The 17426-nt window shown below is 36.1% G+C and carries 14 protein-coding genes; 3 read left to right on the top strand and 11 right to left on the bottom strand.

The window, feature by feature from the left end:
• Positions 1-83 precede the first annotated feature (83 nt).
• The 8 genes from BK577_RS11545 to BK577_RS11510 form a co-directional block, all read right to left on the bottom strand.
• The gene (locus tag BK577_RS11545) at positions 84-1388 is read right to left on the bottom strand and encodes an ABC transporter substrate-binding protein (protein ID WP_139367302.1); all 1305 of its coding nucleotides are present in this window, start codon (positions 1386-1388) and stop codon (positions 84-86) included.
• Between the two features lie 191 nt (positions 1389-1579).
• Complete coding sequence (locus BK577_RS11540; protein WP_078433009.1) at positions 1580-2869, bottom strand: Gfo/Idh/MocA family protein; 1290 nt, start codon at positions 2867-2869, stop codon at positions 1580-1582.
• Between the two features lie 224 nt (positions 2870-3093).
• Complete coding sequence (locus BK577_RS11535) at positions 3094-3519, bottom strand: ASCH domain-containing protein (protein ID WP_078433008.1); 426 nt, start codon at positions 3517-3519, stop codon at positions 3094-3096.
• Positions 3516-4616, bottom strand: coding sequence for a hypothetical protein (locus BK577_RS11530; RefSeq protein WP_078433007.1), 1101 nt, complete (start codon positions 4614-4616; stop codon positions 3516-3518). Before BK577_RS11530 ends, BK577_RS11535 begins: the two co-directional genes overlap by 4 nt.
• Before the next feature lie 86 nt (positions 4617-4702).
• Positions 4703-5365 (bottom strand): hypothetical protein, encoded by a 663-nt coding sequence (locus BK577_RS11525; protein WP_078433006.1) that lies wholly within the window; start codon positions 5363-5365, stop codon positions 4703-4705.
• Positions 5366-5451: 86 nt separating this feature from the next.
• On the bottom strand, positions 5452-7185 hold the full coding sequence (locus tag BK577_RS11520; protein WP_078433005.1) for an ABC transporter ATP-binding protein: 1734 nt from the start codon (positions 7183-7185) through the stop codon (positions 5452-5454).
• A gap of 237 nt (positions 7186-7422) precedes the next feature.
• Entirely contained in the window at positions 7423-9480 is a 2058-nt protein-coding gene (locus tag BK577_RS11515) for a bifunctional diguanylate cyclase/phosphodiesterase (RefSeq protein ID WP_078433004.1), read from the bottom strand.
• 162 nt (positions 9481-9642) lie between these two features.
• The gene (locus BK577_RS11510) at positions 9643-10662 is read right to left on the bottom strand and encodes an STAS domain-containing protein (protein WP_139367301.1); all 1020 of its coding nucleotides are present in this window, start codon (positions 10660-10662) and stop codon (positions 9643-9645) included.
• Between the two features lie 156 nt (positions 10663-10818).
• On the opposite strand from BK577_RS11510, the gene BK577_RS11505 reads away from it, so the two are divergent.
• Complete coding sequence (locus tag BK577_RS11505) at positions 10819-11568, top strand: YqcI/YcgG family protein (protein WP_078433003.1); 750 nt, start codon at positions 10819-10821, stop codon at positions 11566-11568.
• 115 nt (positions 11569-11683) lie between these two features.
• The gene (locus BK577_RS11500) at positions 11684-12250 is read left to right on the top strand and encodes a cysteine hydrolase family protein (protein WP_078433002.1); all 567 of its coding nucleotides are present in this window, start codon (positions 11684-11686) and stop codon (positions 12248-12250) included.
• A gap of 56 nt (positions 12251-12306) precedes the next feature.
• Here BK577_RS11500 and BK577_RS11495 read toward each other — a convergent pair whose 3' ends face one another.
• A complete protein-coding gene (locus tag BK577_RS11495; protein ID WP_078433001.1) occupies positions 12307-13227 on the bottom strand; it encodes a DMT family transporter in 921 nt (306 codons plus the stop codon).
• Between the two features lie 107 nt (positions 13228-13334).
• On the opposite strand from BK577_RS11495, the gene BK577_RS11490 reads away from it, so the two are divergent.
• Entirely contained in the window at positions 13335-14744 is a 1410-nt protein-coding gene (locus BK577_RS11490; RefSeq protein ID WP_139367300.1) for an aminotransferase-like domain-containing protein, read from the top strand.
• A 94-nt stretch (positions 14745-14838) separates the two neighbouring features.
• Here the strand turns inward: BK577_RS11490 and BK577_RS11485 are convergent, their stop codons facing one another.
• Together BK577_RS11485 and BK577_RS11480 are read right to left on the bottom strand one after the other, a co-directional pair.
• Entirely contained in the window at positions 14839-16101 is a 1263-nt protein-coding gene (locus BK577_RS11485) for an amidohydrolase family protein (protein ID WP_078432999.1), read from the bottom strand.
• Positions 16091-17425 (bottom strand): amidohydrolase family protein, encoded by a 1335-nt coding sequence (locus BK577_RS11480; protein WP_169908225.1) that lies wholly within the window; start codon positions 17423-17425, stop codon positions 16091-16093. The genes BK577_RS11485 and BK577_RS11480 overlap by 11 nt, the downstream gene beginning before the upstream one ends.
• Between the last annotated feature and the right edge of the window lies 1 nt (position 17426).

Raw genomic sequence — 17426 nt, 5'->3', positions numbered from 1 at the left:
TATATTAACCCTTCAAAATTGTATAAAACACGACATAAAAAATAGCTGATCAATAATGATCAGCTCTATCCGTATAATAATAGTTATTTACCTTGTGCCAATATACTCTCCGCTTGTTGCCTGAATTGTTTTGCGGCTTCTTCCGGCTTTAGAACCCCATATGCTATTTGATCAGCTGTGTTTTTTAATAGATTGATTACTTCTGCTGCTTTGGTCGGATCTGGTCCATTATACGGGGAACTATGTTCTCCAGCCCAAGCTACATAGTTGAATACTTGCTTTTGTGCAGGTGATAACAATGGCAATAATGCTTCCTGAACTTTTGGAGATCCAGGAACACCTCTGTCACCAAGCATTAATTTATTTGCTTCAATATCATTAGTTAAGAAATTAATAAATTTTGCTGCTTCCTTTTTATTTTTTGAGCTATTGGCAACAGACCAAAATAAGCCTGGTTTAAGGAACAGTCCTTGATCTGCATTTGGTCCTGGCAAGCCAACCATTTCAAGTGGACGGTTTGCTGCTTCTTGAATACCGATAAATTGATTGGACCATTGGATAAGGCCGATCGATTGTTGTTTTACAACAGGATCATCTTCTAGTCCTTTCACTTGTGCACTTGCATCAGGTGATTGAATGGCTTTTTCTTTTACTAAATCAGCATACATTGAAAAGAAGTCTACAAATAGTTTGTCATCCTCATATCCCAATGTTGTGCCGTCTTCACTATAAAGTCTCTTTCCATTCGTTCTTAAATAATAATTGAAAGAAACATCAGGAGCAGTTCCAGGTCCATTTTCAAAAAATAAACCGGCGTCAGCTGCTTTTTGGGCCATATCTTGATAGTCTTCCCAAGTCCAGTCTTCTGAGATTTTGTCTGCACCAATTTTCTTGAGTAGTTCAGGGTCATATTGGAAAGCAAGTGCGTTAACTCCACCGTTAAGCCCGTAATAGTTTTCACCTATTTTACCACCATCAAGAAAATCCTGACTGAGGTCTGTTGTGTCAATTTCTTTTCCGAAGAATGGTTTTATATCTGCTAATTGATTGTTGTTAGAGTACTGTGTAATATAAGAAAGATCCATTTGTATAATATCTGGAAGCTGGTTTGCGGATGCTTGAGGTGCTAATTTTTTCCAATAATCATCCCAGCTAGCATATTCAGGCTGGATTTTCACGTTTGGATTTTGTTCCTCATATAATTCAATCATTTTTAATGTGTAATCATGCCTTGGTTCAGATCCCCACCAAGCCATGCGCAATGTAATTACTTCATTTTTACTATTTTTTGAATCTGATTCCTCTTCACTCGTCATACTACTTCCACTACAAGCTGCCATAGAGAGCACCATGAAAATCGCCAAAAACAGCATCAAACCCTTTTTCACCTTTTCATCCCCCTTGTTTGTTTCTAAACGTTTAGCTCATCCGACTGCTCATTACTATTTTATCTCTTCATCACCTCCTCAAAACCCCATTGTAAAATGCTTACATTTTATTGAAAAAGAAAAAACTCCTCTAAAGTTCGCTAAGATTTTTACCATAATCTCTAATCCTTAGGGAGTTTTGCGTTATAACATTATGTCATTGATTGATAAGCTAATAAATCTTCTACCTTTATTGACCGCTTTTGTTTGACTGACTTCCAAACTGCTTCGCCTGTCGTAACGGCATATGCACCATCCTCACTACCTGATAAAATCTTGTAAGGGCGGAATGGGTCAACTCCTAAAAAGATGTCTTCTTGCATGATTGGGTCTCCTCCACCATGTCCACCTGCACGTTCTACAACATGAATCGTTTCCTTTGAGCCAAAAAGCGGATAATAATCAATTACCTGTGTTGGTGTTGGAAATGGCACCCTTGATGGCGCGTGGTATTCCATTGTTTCAATTCTGCCTTTTGTTCCATTGATTGCAAGTCTATATCCTTCATACGGTAAGGAGAAGTTAATTGAATAACTAAGCAAAGCTCCTTGGTCATATTTAACGGTTGCTGTATACGTATCTTCAATCTCGATTGATGAATCAAAAATGCACTGGTCTGTTCGATAATTTGTGTATGCATTTTTCCGCTTCATATCAGAGCTTATATGGTCATCCTGTACACTGGCACTGTTGCTTCTTGTATTCCATCTCATGTAATAAGAGCAATTTGGACTTACATCACAAGTAATACAAAACCGTCCATCTTCCTGCTTTGGATTAAATGGACTTTCTTCACCATAATAATTTCTGGCGCCAAATGAAAAGACTTCTACAGGCTTTTGGTCCAACCACCAATTGACTAGATCAAAGTGGTGTGAGCTTTTATGAATGGAAAGACCGCCTGAAAGTTCTCTTTGACGATTCCACCGTTGAAAATAACTTGAACCATGGTATGTGTCAATGTACCAGTTTAAATCAACTGACGTTATCTTCCCTAGCTTTCCTTCTAATATCATCTCTTTTATTTTCGTATGATATGGATTGTATCTATAATTAAAGGTAACAGTAACGGTTCCTTTACTTTTTTCTTCTGCATCAATAATTTTTCGGCAATCTGCTGCTGTTGTTGCCATTGGTTTCTCAGTAACAACATCTAAGTCGTGTTCCAAAGCTTTTACAATATACTCTACATGCGTGTCATCTCTGCTTGCTACGATAATTACATCTGGTCGTGTTTCTGTAATCATCCGTTCAAATTCTCCATTATGAAAGGTCGGGACGTTCACTGTTTCTGGAACTAAATTTCGACATACATCAAATCGCTTGTCATCAAATTCCAGCATCCCTACCAAGCTACAAGTCTCAGAGAATGTTTTAAATATAGGCTTAATAAACATATCAATCGCCCGATTACTAACACCACACACCGCAAACCTTTTCAAACTAATTCCCCCTTAAAAGTCATAACATCCCAACGCCGAATGAAACCGCTCTCTTTTTTAAGTAAGTTTAGAAGACTTTTATGATATATTTTTCATTATAAGGGGTAGGGAAGGGGTGTTTCCTTACACTTTTCAGATAAAAGTCTTTAAAAATCAGACTATTTTTCATTTAATGATGATGTTTTCAGATTGTATACAATAGCTTGCCATTGCGCTCTCTTCAGCTAAAGTTTTAATTCCCACAATCCAAGTCTACCCTTCGCCACAATAAACTGATCAAGCATTTGCATCCCCGTTACTTCCCACGCATAGCCACCTACTCTATAGTCACCAAGGAAATAGTCAGTCTCATTAACGATTCTTCCATCTTCTAAAACAGCCCATGTTTCATTATCTTCCAATATTTTATAACAGTTTTCCAGATTACACTTCGCAATAATCATTCCACTTGGCAGAGTTTCAGCAGTTAAACCGTGTTTCTGAAGCAATGATTGTACTAAAGGATCAAGACAGGCTTTCTTATCTACTTTTTTGCTAGTATGGATTGCAAGAGGGCCTCTGTAATTCGTTTTCCAAGTCCTCGTTTCGTATTGAGCTTCTCGCAAGGCAAAGAGACTTGCCCATGGCTGGATCATGGATAAGACTTTCATAAAAAATAGTCGCCTCCCTTCGTTTTTCCTTCTGATATTTTGGTCAATTCCACCTTTCCAATTGCAAAGTAAAACGGGGAAGGAAACGGAGGTAGCTTTTTCTTTTTTATACTATTCTTTGCATGTTGAAGCCAATTCCGTTCGCAATGTAAACCTGTGAAAAACATATATAACGTATTTTGATCATCTGCTGATTCCCCGTAATGACCACACGGGCTTCCGATTCCATTTTTGTACCAATCCTCACCTTCTTTAGCATCAAGAATTAACAGAGGATTTTTAGACCAATTAGCCCGATCACCATTAGGTTTATGTCCTGTTAATAACCACATTCCTTGCATTGGGAATGGAGAACGCCCATATAGATTTGTGCTTCTACAGACAGCCATTTCATAACCATATGTGTTGGATTTATGTATTGAAGCATCATAAAAATTCTCATTTCCCAAAAACAATGGTATTGGATTAGACCAGTTGTTTATACCGTCATCACTCTCAGCATACATCATCGTATAGTTTGGGTATCCGTTTTTTCCAGTCTCTTGCTTTGTTGTTACATACCAGGCTCTCCACTTTCCCTCTATATATCTAATTTTAGGTTCCAGGACATTAGGAGAATCTTTTGTTCCCCTTAAAATCGGACTGTGATAGCGATTCCAGCCGTCAACTGTTTTTTCTATCATGCCGATGGAATAAGGTGCTTGATTATCTACCACTTTATTAGAAGCTCTTCCAGTATAATAAACTCTCTCAACTACTGTTCCATTTTGGCCTGTTCCGCTAACATAGCATGGAGTGTGAAAACCATAATAATCCCAGCTTCCTTTTTTGGAGTTTTCACAAAGCGGTTTTGCCTTATTTTCTTTATCTTCATAAGTTGTGATACTCCAGTTATTGCTACTTAATGGTTCTCCAACAGGAAGTGTAGCAGTAAAAATATTATTTTTAAAATTTGTTTGAAAGCCGCCAACGAACATCCACCACTGATTTTGAATTTTAACTACATGGGGATCTCCAATCCCTAAAATATTGTGGATACCATTATACTTATCAATTTGATCAAAAAGCTTGATCGGTTTTTGCATCACAAAATTCATTCAGATTCCCGCCTCAAATTGTATTTCTTTTATTTTGTGAATTCCTCTATTAGGTTATTCTATTCCAGCGAAAATCCAAGACGCTTCTAGTTTTCAGCACTTCTTTTCGCTCTAATTAGCTCGATATATTGTGTGTCACCTATACCATACTCTTTGAAATTATTTAGAAGGAATACTACTAGTTCCTCTTCAGGTAAATCCCGATGCTCATGAATATACCTCAGAAGTTCACTGTCAGGGTTATGGTATTGCAAATATAACTGAATTCCTCTTTGTAAAGAGTGAGGAAGAATATTACCTGGAGTTTGTTTTTCAATAAGCACTTGATGGTAAATTTCCTTATACCCTTTTGGATGAAGGGTTTGTTTTTCAATAGGCTTAAACTCATCATCAACCAAGACAAGGGTCACCGTATTCTGATAATCAATTTGATCTAACCAGGCAAGAATCGTTAGAATGTTTATTTGGCAAAACATGTCATCATCAAACCATAATGTCAATGAATTGAATTTTTTACTTAATAGTGGTTGTATCGCTTTCAACGTAATGTTTTTATATTGATCAAGTGAAACATTATGAACCTTTGAACGCGTTTCAAGAAACTCAGTTGAGAAAATCGAGGATGAAGTCATTCCATAGCACATCGCTTCATTAAAAGAAACAATGGTTTCATCCTTCAAGAAACTTTTTTCTTGAAAAAAGTTATACATAACCTGTCCGTTTACGATATTTAGCGTGTTCGTTTTCATATAATTCCCACCTTTAACTTGCTTAAAATTACCACTAAAAATGCTATTCCCCTTAGTGGAGAATAGCATAAACTCTTTTCCTCTTTTCAATTAAACTGCTTAGAATACAAGTGTGAATACACACCGTTTTTCTCTAGTAATTCATCATGTGAGCCTTGTTCGGCAATCCCCTCTTCTGTTAATACAATAATTCGCTTTGCATAACGAATTGTAGACAGACGATGAGCAATGACAATGGTTGTTCGGTTCTTTGCAAATGCTTCTAATGATTCCTTCACGATGCTTTCACTTTCATTGTCTAGTGCACTTGTTGCTTCATCAAAAATGAGAATTGGTGCATCCTTTAGAAAAACACGCGCAATACTGAGCCGCTGCTTTTGTCCACCAGAAAGCTTTACACCTCGCTGTCCGATCTCCGAATGATATCCTTTAGGTAAGCTCATAATAAAATCATGAGCATTTGCACGTTTAGCAGCCATCACAACTTCTTCATCACTTGCATGTACATTTCCGTATCGTATATTTTCTAAAACAGTTCCTGAAAAAAGATAGACATCCTGCTGAACAATTCCTATATTACTTCTAAGTGACTGTATATCAATATCACGAACGTTAATTCCATCTATTAATACAGCTCCACCGGATACATCATAAAAGCGGGGAATGAGAGAACATAAAGTCGTTTTTCCTGCTCCTGATGGTCCAACTAATGCTATATATTCTCCTTTTTGTATGGTAAAAGACAAATGAACAAACACATTGTGATCATGATCACCATAGCAAAAAGAAACTTCTTTAAACTCAATTTCCCCTTCGAGGTTTGCCAGCTTAATTGAATTAGGTCTGTTTTTAATAGACGGTTCGATATTCATCATTTCCATAAATCGTTGAAAGCCTGTAATTCCCTCTTGAAACTGCATACTCATATGAGTTAATTTCTGAATTGGTTCAATCATAAATGTGATATAGAGCAAAAATGTGATTAAATCTGCTAAATCCAATGAATCCTTCACTATGCTGGCACTACCTAAAACTATGACCGTAATGGTAATAAGCTGAATAAAGGTTTCCATACCATTAAAGAAATAGGCTTCTGCTTTGTAGGTGTTTTTTCGACTTTCAAGGAAACGTTGATTTGCTTTAGAGAATTTTTCTGTTTCAATTCTTTCGTTAGCAAAGGACTTTACTACCCGAATTCCTGAGAGGCTATCTTCCACCTGTGTGTTAATATCAGCAATCCGCTGTTTGTTATTACCTAAAGCACTGTTCAATTTTTTATTAAAAAACAAAGCAAATGCACCCAGGAAAGGTAAAAAGGCAAATACCGCCATTGTTAGTGGTGCATTAATAAAAAACAAGATCACAAACGCCCCGATAAAACGAACTAAGTATTTAATATAATCTTCAGGTCCATGGTGATATAATTCAGAAAGAAGCAACAGGTCATTTGTTATTCTAGTCATTAGTTGACCTGTCTTTTCTTGGTCGAAAAACCGGAATGGCATCTTTTGTATGTGTTCAAATAACTCTGCACGAAGATCACTTTCCATACGCGCACCTATTTCATGCCCTTTATAATCAACAAAAAAGTTCCCTGCATTTTGAATCACGACGAGAACAAGCATCAGTCCCCCAATCCAAAATACTTCATTAAGAGCAATGGACAAGTCCCCTTCGAGAACATCTTTTGTGATATAGCGAACAAGCAGCGGAAAGATTAATGAAACTGCTGAAACTGTAAAAGCACATCCTAAAACAAGTAAAAACAACCTTAAGTATGGTTTATAATAGGAAAGAAATTTTTTTATCGGAAATTGCATCATATACCCCTTTTTACTGTGTTTTTTCCTAAAAACACATATAAGGGTGTGACTGCATAATTATTAAGACAAAGTTACCCCCTTATATGCATGGCTACCTTGTGATAAATTTTTTTTCATCATAACTCCTCCTTAGATTTTTGTATTTATATTGTAAACGATTTCCTGAACTAAAAGTAGTAAAAAAAAAGAGGAAAATACTTAGGGACAGCCCAAAACATTTTCCTCACCATTCATTTATTTTTGTGACATAGTTTCTTGTTGTTCTTGAAAATGTTGCACCCATTTTGCCAAATCCTCACGCTTTAATGGCGGAGAATAATAATACCCTTGTATACCCGGTTTTTCAGGCATTTGTGAGAGAAAATTCACTTGGGCTTCTGTTTCAACACCTTCAATGATGACATCCATATTTAATGAATGACAAAGGACAATAATCGCTTTAATGATGGCCGAATCTTTTTCAGATTCTGGTACTCCATCAACAAATGACTTATCAATTTTTACTGTTGTGATGGGAAGTCTTTTTAAATACGACAACGAAGATAGACCCGTCCCAAAATCATCAAGTGCTACTCTAAAACCGTATTTCCGGAATTCCCCTATTGAACTAATGGCATTTTCTATATTGTTAATCACACTTGTTTCAGTAATCTCCAACTCTAGAAAATGACTGTCGATTTTATATTTAGAAACAGAGTTCTTTAATACGTCCATTAAACGAGGGGATGTAATATATTGACCGGGGATATTGATGGATACTGCATTAAATGGATAATGATTCACAATCCAATTTCCCATTTCATGACAAACCTGTTCAATGATCCAATCTGTTACATCAGTAATCTTCCCGTTCTCCTCTAATGCCGGGATAAAAACAGCGGGTGAGATAAACCCTTGTGTAGGATGATTCCATCGCAACAAAGCCTCCGCTCCAATAATCGCCTTGTTCGAACCTATTTTAGGCTGATAAACAATGAACAATTCATGATTATCCATTGCTTTATCAATATCCTGAATAATACTTCTTTCAAATGAAAAAATGTGAATATTCGGATCATATTCAATGACTTCATGTTTGTATTCAATCGATGAATGCTGCAGGACAGCCGTTGCATTTAAAAAAAGCTGCTTTGTCTCTTTTTCGCGATTACCGGTTGAAAGTGCACAGACCATGTCAATGATAAACTTGTGATCTGAAATTTCAATGGGTTGCATTAACTCATTCATTATTTTGGCTAAACTTTCCCTAAACTGTTCATAGTGATGATAACCTGTAATCAGTAGAGCAAAGCGGTTTCCCTCAATTCTATAAGCTTCAGCCATCTCTGGTATGTGTTGAATGATCCTTTGCCCAACTTCTTTAATAATTTTGTCTCCGAATGCATAACCATATCCACTATTCCATTTTTCTATTCTATCTAAGTGAATAATAGCTAAGCTTCCATAGGTAAATGACATTTCAAGCTTTTTTTCAAACTGTCTTCTATTTGGGAGTAAAGTTAAAGCATCGTAATAATTTAACCGGTAGTCAACATATCGATCAAGAATACTTGATAATCCAGATAAGGCTAGAAAAATACTAATTCCTACAGTAATAAATAGAATAAGAAGAGGAAGATTCATTGAATGAGCATGGTTTGCATGTTCAATTAAAGGTGTTTCACTATAAAAAACAACAGCTGACATCCCTGTATAATGCATACTTGCAACAGCAAGCCCCATAATAATAGAAGTGATCATTTTCACAGCCATGTTTCTAGTAAACCTTCTCATCGTCGAAAAGATATAAAGTGCTACATATGAAACGATGATCGCAATCACAACAGATGTGAGGAAGATCCATGGCTTGTACACAAATTTCGCGTCCATTTTCATTGCTGACATACCAATATAATGCATGGACGCTATCCCGAGCCCCATCGTAATCCCTGCGATTACGTAAGATAACTGAGTTTTATTTTTTTGATTAGAAAAATAAAAGGCAAGGTATGATGCTAGTACAGCAGGAAATACAGAAATAATGGTTTGAATGATATCGTAATCCATTGATACAGGAAGCATAAAAGCACTCATTCCAATAAAATGCATGGACCAAATTCCCATCCCCATTGCAATGGAAGCTAATGTTAACCAGAAATTACGACTAAAAAAACTGTTTTGTTGAATCCTTTCATTTAAAGAAAGTGCTGTGTAAGAAGCCAAACAGGCAATGACGACTGATAGTAAAACAATCCAAGGTGAATATTCTCCTTCAAGGATGATCATGGTGTCTGAATTTGGTAGAATAAACATTTTTAAAACCTCTTATTGTAAGATAAAGTACTAGTCTTTATATCGGTTGTTTTTTTGATTCATTTAGCTTAATGAAAGAAAAAAGAACGGCTTTCTTATCCTATCATCCATAAATCCCATACTTCTGATAGTTAAAGAAATTCCGCTCTCCATATCTGCTATTCAGATTATTTTTCTCCCCATTTGACTTAAGGCAAAATGAATACCATGCTGTAACGATTGAAAACATTCAAATTGAGAAAAATTAATCGTTGATCGTGAGATAGCAATGCTTAATTCAGTTGTAATCCCGACCAGAATTGTCTTTGTTCCAATTAATGAAGAAGCAGCACCAATTTTTTCTATTAAACTTGCTGTATGGTCACTAATCTCTTGGTCAAGTCCTGTTAGATCAAGAATGAGATAATTCGCTTTGTGTGCAGGCAGGTTGTTCAATGTATTGATGATAAGATCTTCTGCACGGTCCAACTCATACGTTCCTATCATAGGAACAACAACGATTCCTTCCAGGACAGGAATTATCGGAGATGAAAGCTTCTTTACCAATCCCTGCAACTCTCCGGTTTTTTCTTCTACCAACCTCTCCAAATACTTAATTTGCTCAGATTCTTTTTTTCTAGCAAGCTCATGAATATTAGAAGAAATATTTATTTCAGAAGGAAAATATTCAATGATACTAAACTCATTCCCGTCCAATTGATGTTGGGTCGTTTCATACCATATATTCGTTCCAAATAAGCCTGTAAAAATACCTGCAAAATGAGCTGGAAGAAAGCTTCCTCCCTTGTCTTTCCCTTGTGCAACATTGATTTTATGTTCCCATGTATCTTTTAAATAAGCAGACAATGTTTTTGTTTGGTAATTAAGTTCTTTAATTTCAATTTTTCCCCAACCCGCAGAGGCATATGTAGTGGTAATAGCTTTAGCAGCATCTTCAACACTTAAATCCTTCATTTTTTCAAAATATTCTCCAACTACTAACCCCTGCCGAAATCCGGCAGTCTCAAACACCAAGTTTGAGGCCTCTTCACCTGAAATTTCTTCAATTGTATCAAAAAAGGATTTCATGGCAGTTGAAATCCAAAATAGAACAGCTTCCTGCCCCTCAAATTGAAAAACCCCTTTTTTAATTTCCCAGTTAAATTTGAATCCATCTATTATTGTTTGGCTATCGTTAGTCACTTTTAAACCACCTTTTTCCATCACATTTACCATATATGTATTATAGTATGCATAATAAAGAAATTCCAATAGAAGGAAGATCTAAAGGAACAGTTAAAGACATTCACCTATCCCAACCCACATGAATAATGTGTACTGTGATAGGAGGTAAAAAAGATGGAACTCCTGAAAAGGGACTTAATAAACAGAGATAAATTACCTTTTTGGAAAAGAGATGCCTTAGAAAAGTTCGAAATAAAAATGATGGATAAAGATATGCCGTTTCCTTGCATTCCTGCTACACAAGGATTTTCCTTAAATCATTTACGTTATGCATTTGTAGGAGATCCCAGAGAAGATTCCTCTTCTCATGAACTGGCAGAATTGCTTTCATCATATACTTTGAATTCCAAAGAGCTTGGAAGATACACATCACTCATTGTCTTTTTCGACACCCCACCTAACTTATCTGACACCTATAATGTAGAAAAGTTCGAACAGCTATTTTGGAAGCAGCTTAACAAGTTAACTGAGTTAGATTCAGTTGAATGGCCAAATCACATCCCTTCTGATCCAACTCAACCTGCTTGGGAGTTTTGTTTCCATGGAGAACAATATTTTATGTATTGCGCCAGTCCGGCTCATAAAAATAGATCGAGCAGGTCGTTTCCATATTTTATGCTTGCAATCACTCCCAGATGGGTGCTTGAATTATTTAATTCTTCCCCGTCTTACTCAAAGAAAATAAAAGAAAACATCCGGAAACGATTAAGTAAATACGACTCCATTTCCGTCCATACTGATCTAAATACCTATGGGAATTCGGACAATTTTGAATGGAAGCAATATTTTCTGCATGATGATGACTCGACTTTAACTAAATGCCCTTTCCATAAGTTAATAAATGAGGTCAAAAAATATCGATAAAAAGTTGAACTTCCCAATCTTATCATTAAGTGGGAAGTTTTTATTTTTCCAGGATGAAATGATTTATTTAGACCCAAACTACTCTTAATTAGTAGCTGAAAGGAAGGCAATAAAATTGAGTCAATTATTTTCACAACCTGCATTATTGGTCTTAGATGTTCAAAAGGGGTTTAATGATCCCTATTGGGGGAAGCGAAATAATTTACAAGCAGAAAACAATATTCAAACTTTATTAACTGAATGGAGGAAACGAGACTGGACAATCATTTATTCACAGCATTTATCACTTGATCCACAATCTCCACTTTATTATAAAAATGCTAACCAAACAGATTTTATGGACATTGTAAGTCCACTTCCAGGTGAAGTGATTATGCAAAAGAATGTAAATAGTGCTTTTATAGGAACACAATTAGAAAGCTATTTAAAAAGCAATCAAATCAAATCTGTTGTTATTACAGGATTATCCACACAGCATTGTGTCTCAACGACAACAAGAATGAGCAGCAACCTGGGGTTCCAAACATTCCTTGTCTCTGATGCCACTGCAGCATTTGAAATAACAGACCACACTGGGAAACGTCATACTCCTGACGATATTCATCAATTTGAGCTTGCTGCGTTACATAAAGAATTTGCAACGATTTTAAATACAGATGAAGTGATCACGCAACTTAGCTAAAATAAAATGTAAAAAATAGTCCGATCACTTAATGAGTGAGCGGACTATATACAATGCTACATATGATTTCTTATCAAAGATCTCCTCGCTGAAAAAATGTTACGTAAAGTCTGATAGTTGATCAAAATAATACCAAAGATAATCGTTACAGCTCCTAATCCAGTGAAAATTGTAAAATATTCTCCATATAATAAAACCCCTAGAGCCAATGCAATGATCGGCGATATATAAAGCCATGTTGATGGAAATACCGGGTTTGTTTTTGAAACGAGCCAATAGTATAAGCTATGTCCTATCATTGATCCTGCAATAATTAAATAGATAAGAGATCCAGCAGATTCTGGTTGAAAAAATGCACTAATTTGAATATCCTCTGTAAAACTTGCTACTACAAGTAAAAGAAACCCTCCATACATCATTTGGACAGCATTTAACGCAATTGGCGAAGCTTCTTTATATATTTCCGTCACTTTTCTTGTATAAATTGTACCTGCAGCATAAAAAACTTCTCCAATTAAAATAGCCACACAACCAGCTAGCCAAAAAGTGCTCATATCCATTGAGAGGGTTTCTTGCACAAGCAATAATACCCCTATGATCCCTATAGCACACCCGAACACGGAATGTATTGTTGCTTTTTGTCTTAACAGAAAACTTTGAATAAAAATAATCATCATTGGCCCTGTAGCTGATAAAACCGCTGCAATTCCGGAGGTTACATATTGCTCAGCCCAATATAATGTAGAAAAAGTCCCAAAAGTCAAACCAACACCTGAGAAAAACAGTTCTTTTCGAAATAATAATTGAAATAAGTGTTTATTTCTCACAGACATAAAACTAAAGATGAGAAAACCAGCCAGAAAAAACCGGACTCCTCCTGAAAAAAACGGTGTTAAACCTGAATCAATGCCAATCTTAATTGCTAAAAAAGTTGTTCCAAATATGAAGCACATAAAACAGAAATTAATAAAGATCATTTCATTCTCCTCCTCTGCTTCATCTTAATAGAGGAGGAATAGAACAGTTTATTTTGAATAGAACAGATAGGGATATAAAATGGTAAAATCTTAATATGAGGGAGGGAATGAATGTGAAAAAAACAAAGGATAAACAGGATTATTTATTTAAACAAGTATATGAATATGTCTTAAACCACATTGAACGTAAAGAATGGAAAAAGGATGATAAACTCCCTTCTGTTAGGAGCTTAGCAGATCAGCTGAATGTTCATCGCCTAACCGTCTTAAGGGCATATCAGCTACTGAAACAACATAACAAAGTGTATGTAAAAGATAAATCAGGATATTTCGTTAGCTCAGAACAGTCGGTTGATCCTAATAATACCGATCTACCAATTATTTCAGCCTATAATCAAAAAAATCACTTGTCTGATATTCATCAGCATCAAGTAGAATATAATTTTTCTCAAGCACTTATTGATCCCAACTTATTACCAAATCAATTTCTATCAGACTATGTAAAAAAAGTATTTGATTTACACCCTAAAGTACTAGCAACATATTCAACTGTACACGGTGACGCGGAACTTAGAGAATTATTGTCTCTTTACTTTGGAAAGCAATATAAAACTCCTCTTCATAAGGATGATTTATTAATTACATCTGGTTCTCAGCAAGCAATTCACTTAATCTCTGAAGCTTTTGTTAAACCTAGAGACACAGTTTTACTTGAAAGACCAAGCTATAGTGCAGCAATTGATGTATTCAAAGCTCGAGGGGCAAATATAGCTACGATTGATATTGCTCAGAATGGCTATGATTTAGATCAGGTTGAAAGGCAGATGAAACTTTTTAAGCCTCGCCTCTTTTATCTGAATCCTACCTTTCATAATCCAACTGGTATAACAATTCCTCCAGAGCAACGAAAACAACTGGTAGATTTAGCTGAAAAATATAAATGCCTACTTGTTGAAGATGATGCATACTATGATACTTACTTTGATCAACCTCCCCCACTACCAATATATACCTACGATACAGCTGGCATCGTCATTTATGTTCGAAGCTTTTGTAAATATATCTCTCCCGGGTTGCGGGTTGCATCAATCATTTGTCAATCTCAGGCTACAATGAAATCTTTATTATCATCTAAATCTCTAACAGATAACGGTTCACCACTTTTAAACCAGAAAATTTTTCTGCACTATTTTTCATCATTGCGACTACAACAACATTTAGAAAAGTTAAGAATAGCTTTACAAATTCGCAAGGAAATCATGGAAGAAGAGTTGGCCGCAACGAATTGGAAATGGCAAAGCCCAGAGGGTGGATTAAATTTATGGATTGAACTGCCTAATGGAGTTTCCACGCAGGAATTGTATACAAAGGCAATTGAAGATGGTATATCCTTTGTACCTGGTATGGTTTTTGATCCCTTGGAAGAGTCAACATCATTTGTCCGGTTGAGTTATTCCTATGTAAATGAAAAACAGATTCGAGAAGGGATTAGAAGATTAGTGGATATAACGAAATGAAGTTAAATAAGTAACTAAAAGCGAAAAAGGTAACCTCATCAAAAAAAGAGGCCTTTTAAACAGAAAAGGCCTCTTTTTAGACGACGTAATATTATCATGTCAAAGAAATTAGAGAATCCTTATACCAAGCTGGTTCAGACGGTTTTGTTTCCACAATTATTTGGCCATCTCGAATCACATAGCGACAAGCAGGCTGTTTACTCAGCATATCAACGACGTTATCAACCGGGAGTATAATTATGTTTGCCCTATTACCAACTTCAATCCCATAGTGATCCTTTATTCCAAATGCTTTTGCTCCATTTTTCGTAATCATATTGATTATGTCAACTCTTTCAGTCTCACCTGACATATGAGCTAAATGTGCTCCCATATGTGCTGCTTGTAGAATATTTCCGTTACCGAATGGATAAAAAGGTGTTTGTATATCATCGTGGGCAATACATACATTCACATCCACTTCATTTAATTCTTTTATTCTCGTAATTCCTCTTCCCTTAGGATATGAATCGAAACGTCCCTGCATCGTACAATTTATTAGAGGACATGATACAACCGTAATACCTGCTTTTTTCACAAGTGAAATTACTTTTGCTGCATAGCTGTCAGAATAGTAAGCCAGTGCATTTGCATGGCTTACTGTCACTCTTTCTCCCATTCCTTTACTTATCGCCAAATCTGCTATGACTTCTAAAAACCGTGAGTGCTCATCATCCACTTCATCTGAAAAAATGTGGACAAATGAACCATGATGTTCCGCAATTGTAAAACACTCTTGTATTGACTTAATACCATTTTCACGGGTATGTTCAAGATGAGGGACAGCACTAACCGCATCTGCTCCTAGATGAACAGCTTCAACCAAACGATCTTTATTCTTAGGGGATGAAATAATTCCTTCTTGTGGAAAGGCAATTATCTGGATATCAATTATATGCTGCAATTTTGCTCGAAGTGAAATGATTGCTTTTAGAGCTGTTAATTCAGGATCAGATATATCAACCGCTGCACGCACATAAAGAATCCCATGTTGAATTAGTAGTTTAATCGCTTTTTCTGCTCGTTCAAGCACATCCTCATAAGTCAGCTTAGCTTTACGCTCCTGCCAAAGCTCGATCCCTTCCATCAATGTTCCTGAAAGATTTTTCAAATCTTTTCCTGATGTTAGCACAGTATCTAAATGGGTATGCATTTCAACAAACGGCGGGAGAGCAATTCCTCCACCTGCCTCCCACTCTATTTCTCCATGAATGACATCCTCTGTCATTCTTGCAATCTTTCCATTTATAATACCAATATGAAACAGTGAACTTTGTTCTAGTAATCTTACATTCTTAATTACAGTTTCATATACCATCTTCTCTCCCTCCAACACCAACAGCTTTTTCTGACATAACTGATGTTGTTCCGCTCACCCATCTTCCCTTATGATAAACAAAACGAGATGGAGAAAGATTTGCAAATAATTGATAAATGTCTCTACCTTCTAAAAGCACAAAGCTCGCATTCACCTTTTCTTCCACCCGATGATTTTTCAGTCCATAAAATCCTGCAGGGGTCTCCGTCATCATTTTGATCAAATGCTGAAGTTCACTTTCACTTCCTAAATGAGCAGTATAGGCTGTTAATAGCCCAATTTGTAGTAAATCACATCTTCCAAAAGGATGAAATGGATCATTTACATTGTCTGAGGCAGTTGCGATTTCAACCCCACTGTTTAGGAATTCCTTTACTCTCGTAATGCCTCTACGTATAATACCTCTGTCATCTCTTCCTTGCAGATACATATTTGCCCCCGGTAATGTAACAGCTCCTATTTTAGTACCAGCCATCTCTTCTATTATAGTTGCAGCTCGTTTTTCATCCATTGCTGATAATGAACATAGATGACCTGCAACCACTTTTCCTTGATAATTGTATTCCTTTGTTTTTTGTATGATATGTTCGATCGTACATATAGTAGGATCATCCTGTTCATCAACATGCAGGTCAATTAATTTACCGAACTTCTCTGCCAATTGAAAGATGAAATCAATGTCTTCCTTTGAAGTTGGGGATAAATGTGGTGCTCCACCAATTCCATCCACCCCATAGGATACCGCTTCTTCAATCACTTCAATCTGCTTTTTAGAACGGGAAGATAAATAAGAAAACATAGGAACAACTTGTATTGACATATTTGAACGCAACTCTTCCCTCACCTCTAAAACAGCCTGTAAGTGACTAAGTGCTAAATTCTCATTAATATCCAATTCAAAATTCACATGGGTTCTAATATGAGTCGTTCCATAAGATAAAGATTGAAGCGCAGCCTTTCTTACTCTCTCTTTTATCTCATGTTCTGAAAAAGATACTGCCTTTTCACTATAATTTCTTATCGCCTCCTGCAGGGTGCCTGACCTATTAGGTACAGAAGTTAATGAAAATGCCTTATCCAGATGTGTGTGGATATCAATAAAAGAAGGAAGAAGATATCTTCCTTCAACATCAATAACATTTTGTTCAGTTAAATCACTTATGCTTAATTTCGATATTTTTGCACCATGTAGCATAGCTGAATCAGTTTGCTTTTGAATTGTTTCATATACACCATTTTTAATCGTTATAGAAAATAATTGACCTATTGAATCCTGTGGTAAACGTACATTATACAGGTGTACTTCTTCTTGGTTATCTCTCATG

The sequence above is a fragment of the Metabacillus halosaccharovorans genome, from assembly GCF_002019635.1.
In the GTDB taxonomy this organism is placed as follows: domain Bacteria; phylum Bacillota; class Bacilli; order Bacillales; family Bacillaceae; genus Metabacillus; species Metabacillus halosaccharovorans.
This window is presented reverse-complemented; position numbering and strand designations above follow the sequence as displayed.

Coding starts and splice junctions, on each gene's coding strand:
- BK577_RS11535 (WP_078433008.1), bottom strand. CDS start 3,519: ATGAAAGTCTTATCCATGATCCAGCCATGGGCAAGTCTCTTTGCCTTG.
- BK577_RS11530 (WP_078433007.1), bottom strand. CDS start 4,616: ATGAATTTTGTGATGCAAAAACCGATCAAGCTTTTTGATCAAATTGAT.
- BK577_RS11525 (WP_078433006.1), bottom strand. CDS start 5,365: ATGAAAACGAACACGCTAAATATCGTAAACGGACAGGTTATGTATAAC.
- BK577_RS11520 (WP_078433005.1), bottom strand. CDS start 7,185: ATGCAATTTCCGATAAAAAAATTTCTTTCCTATTATAAACCATACTTA.
- BK577_RS11515 (WP_078433004.1), bottom strand. CDS start 9,480: ATGTTTATTCTACCAAATTCAGACACCATGATCATCCTTGAAGGAGAA.
- BK577_RS11505 (WP_078433003.1), top strand. CDS start 10,819: ATGGAACTCCTGAAAAGGGACTTAATAAACAGAGATAAATTACCTTTT.
- BK577_RS11495 (WP_078433001.1), bottom strand. CDS start 13,227: ATGATCTTTATTAATTTCTGTTTTATGTGCTTCATATTTGGAACAACT.
- BK577_RS11490 (WP_139367300.1), top strand. CDS start 13,335: ATGAATGTGAAAAAAACAAAGGATAAACAGGATTATTTATTTAAACAA.
- BK577_RS11485 (WP_078432999.1), bottom strand. CDS start 16,101: ATGGTATATGAAACTGTAATTAAGAATGTAAGATTACTAGAACAAAGT.
- BK577_RS11480 (WP_169908225.1), bottom strand. CDS start 17,425: ATGAGAGATAACCAAGAAGAAGTACACCTGTATAATGTACGTTTACCA.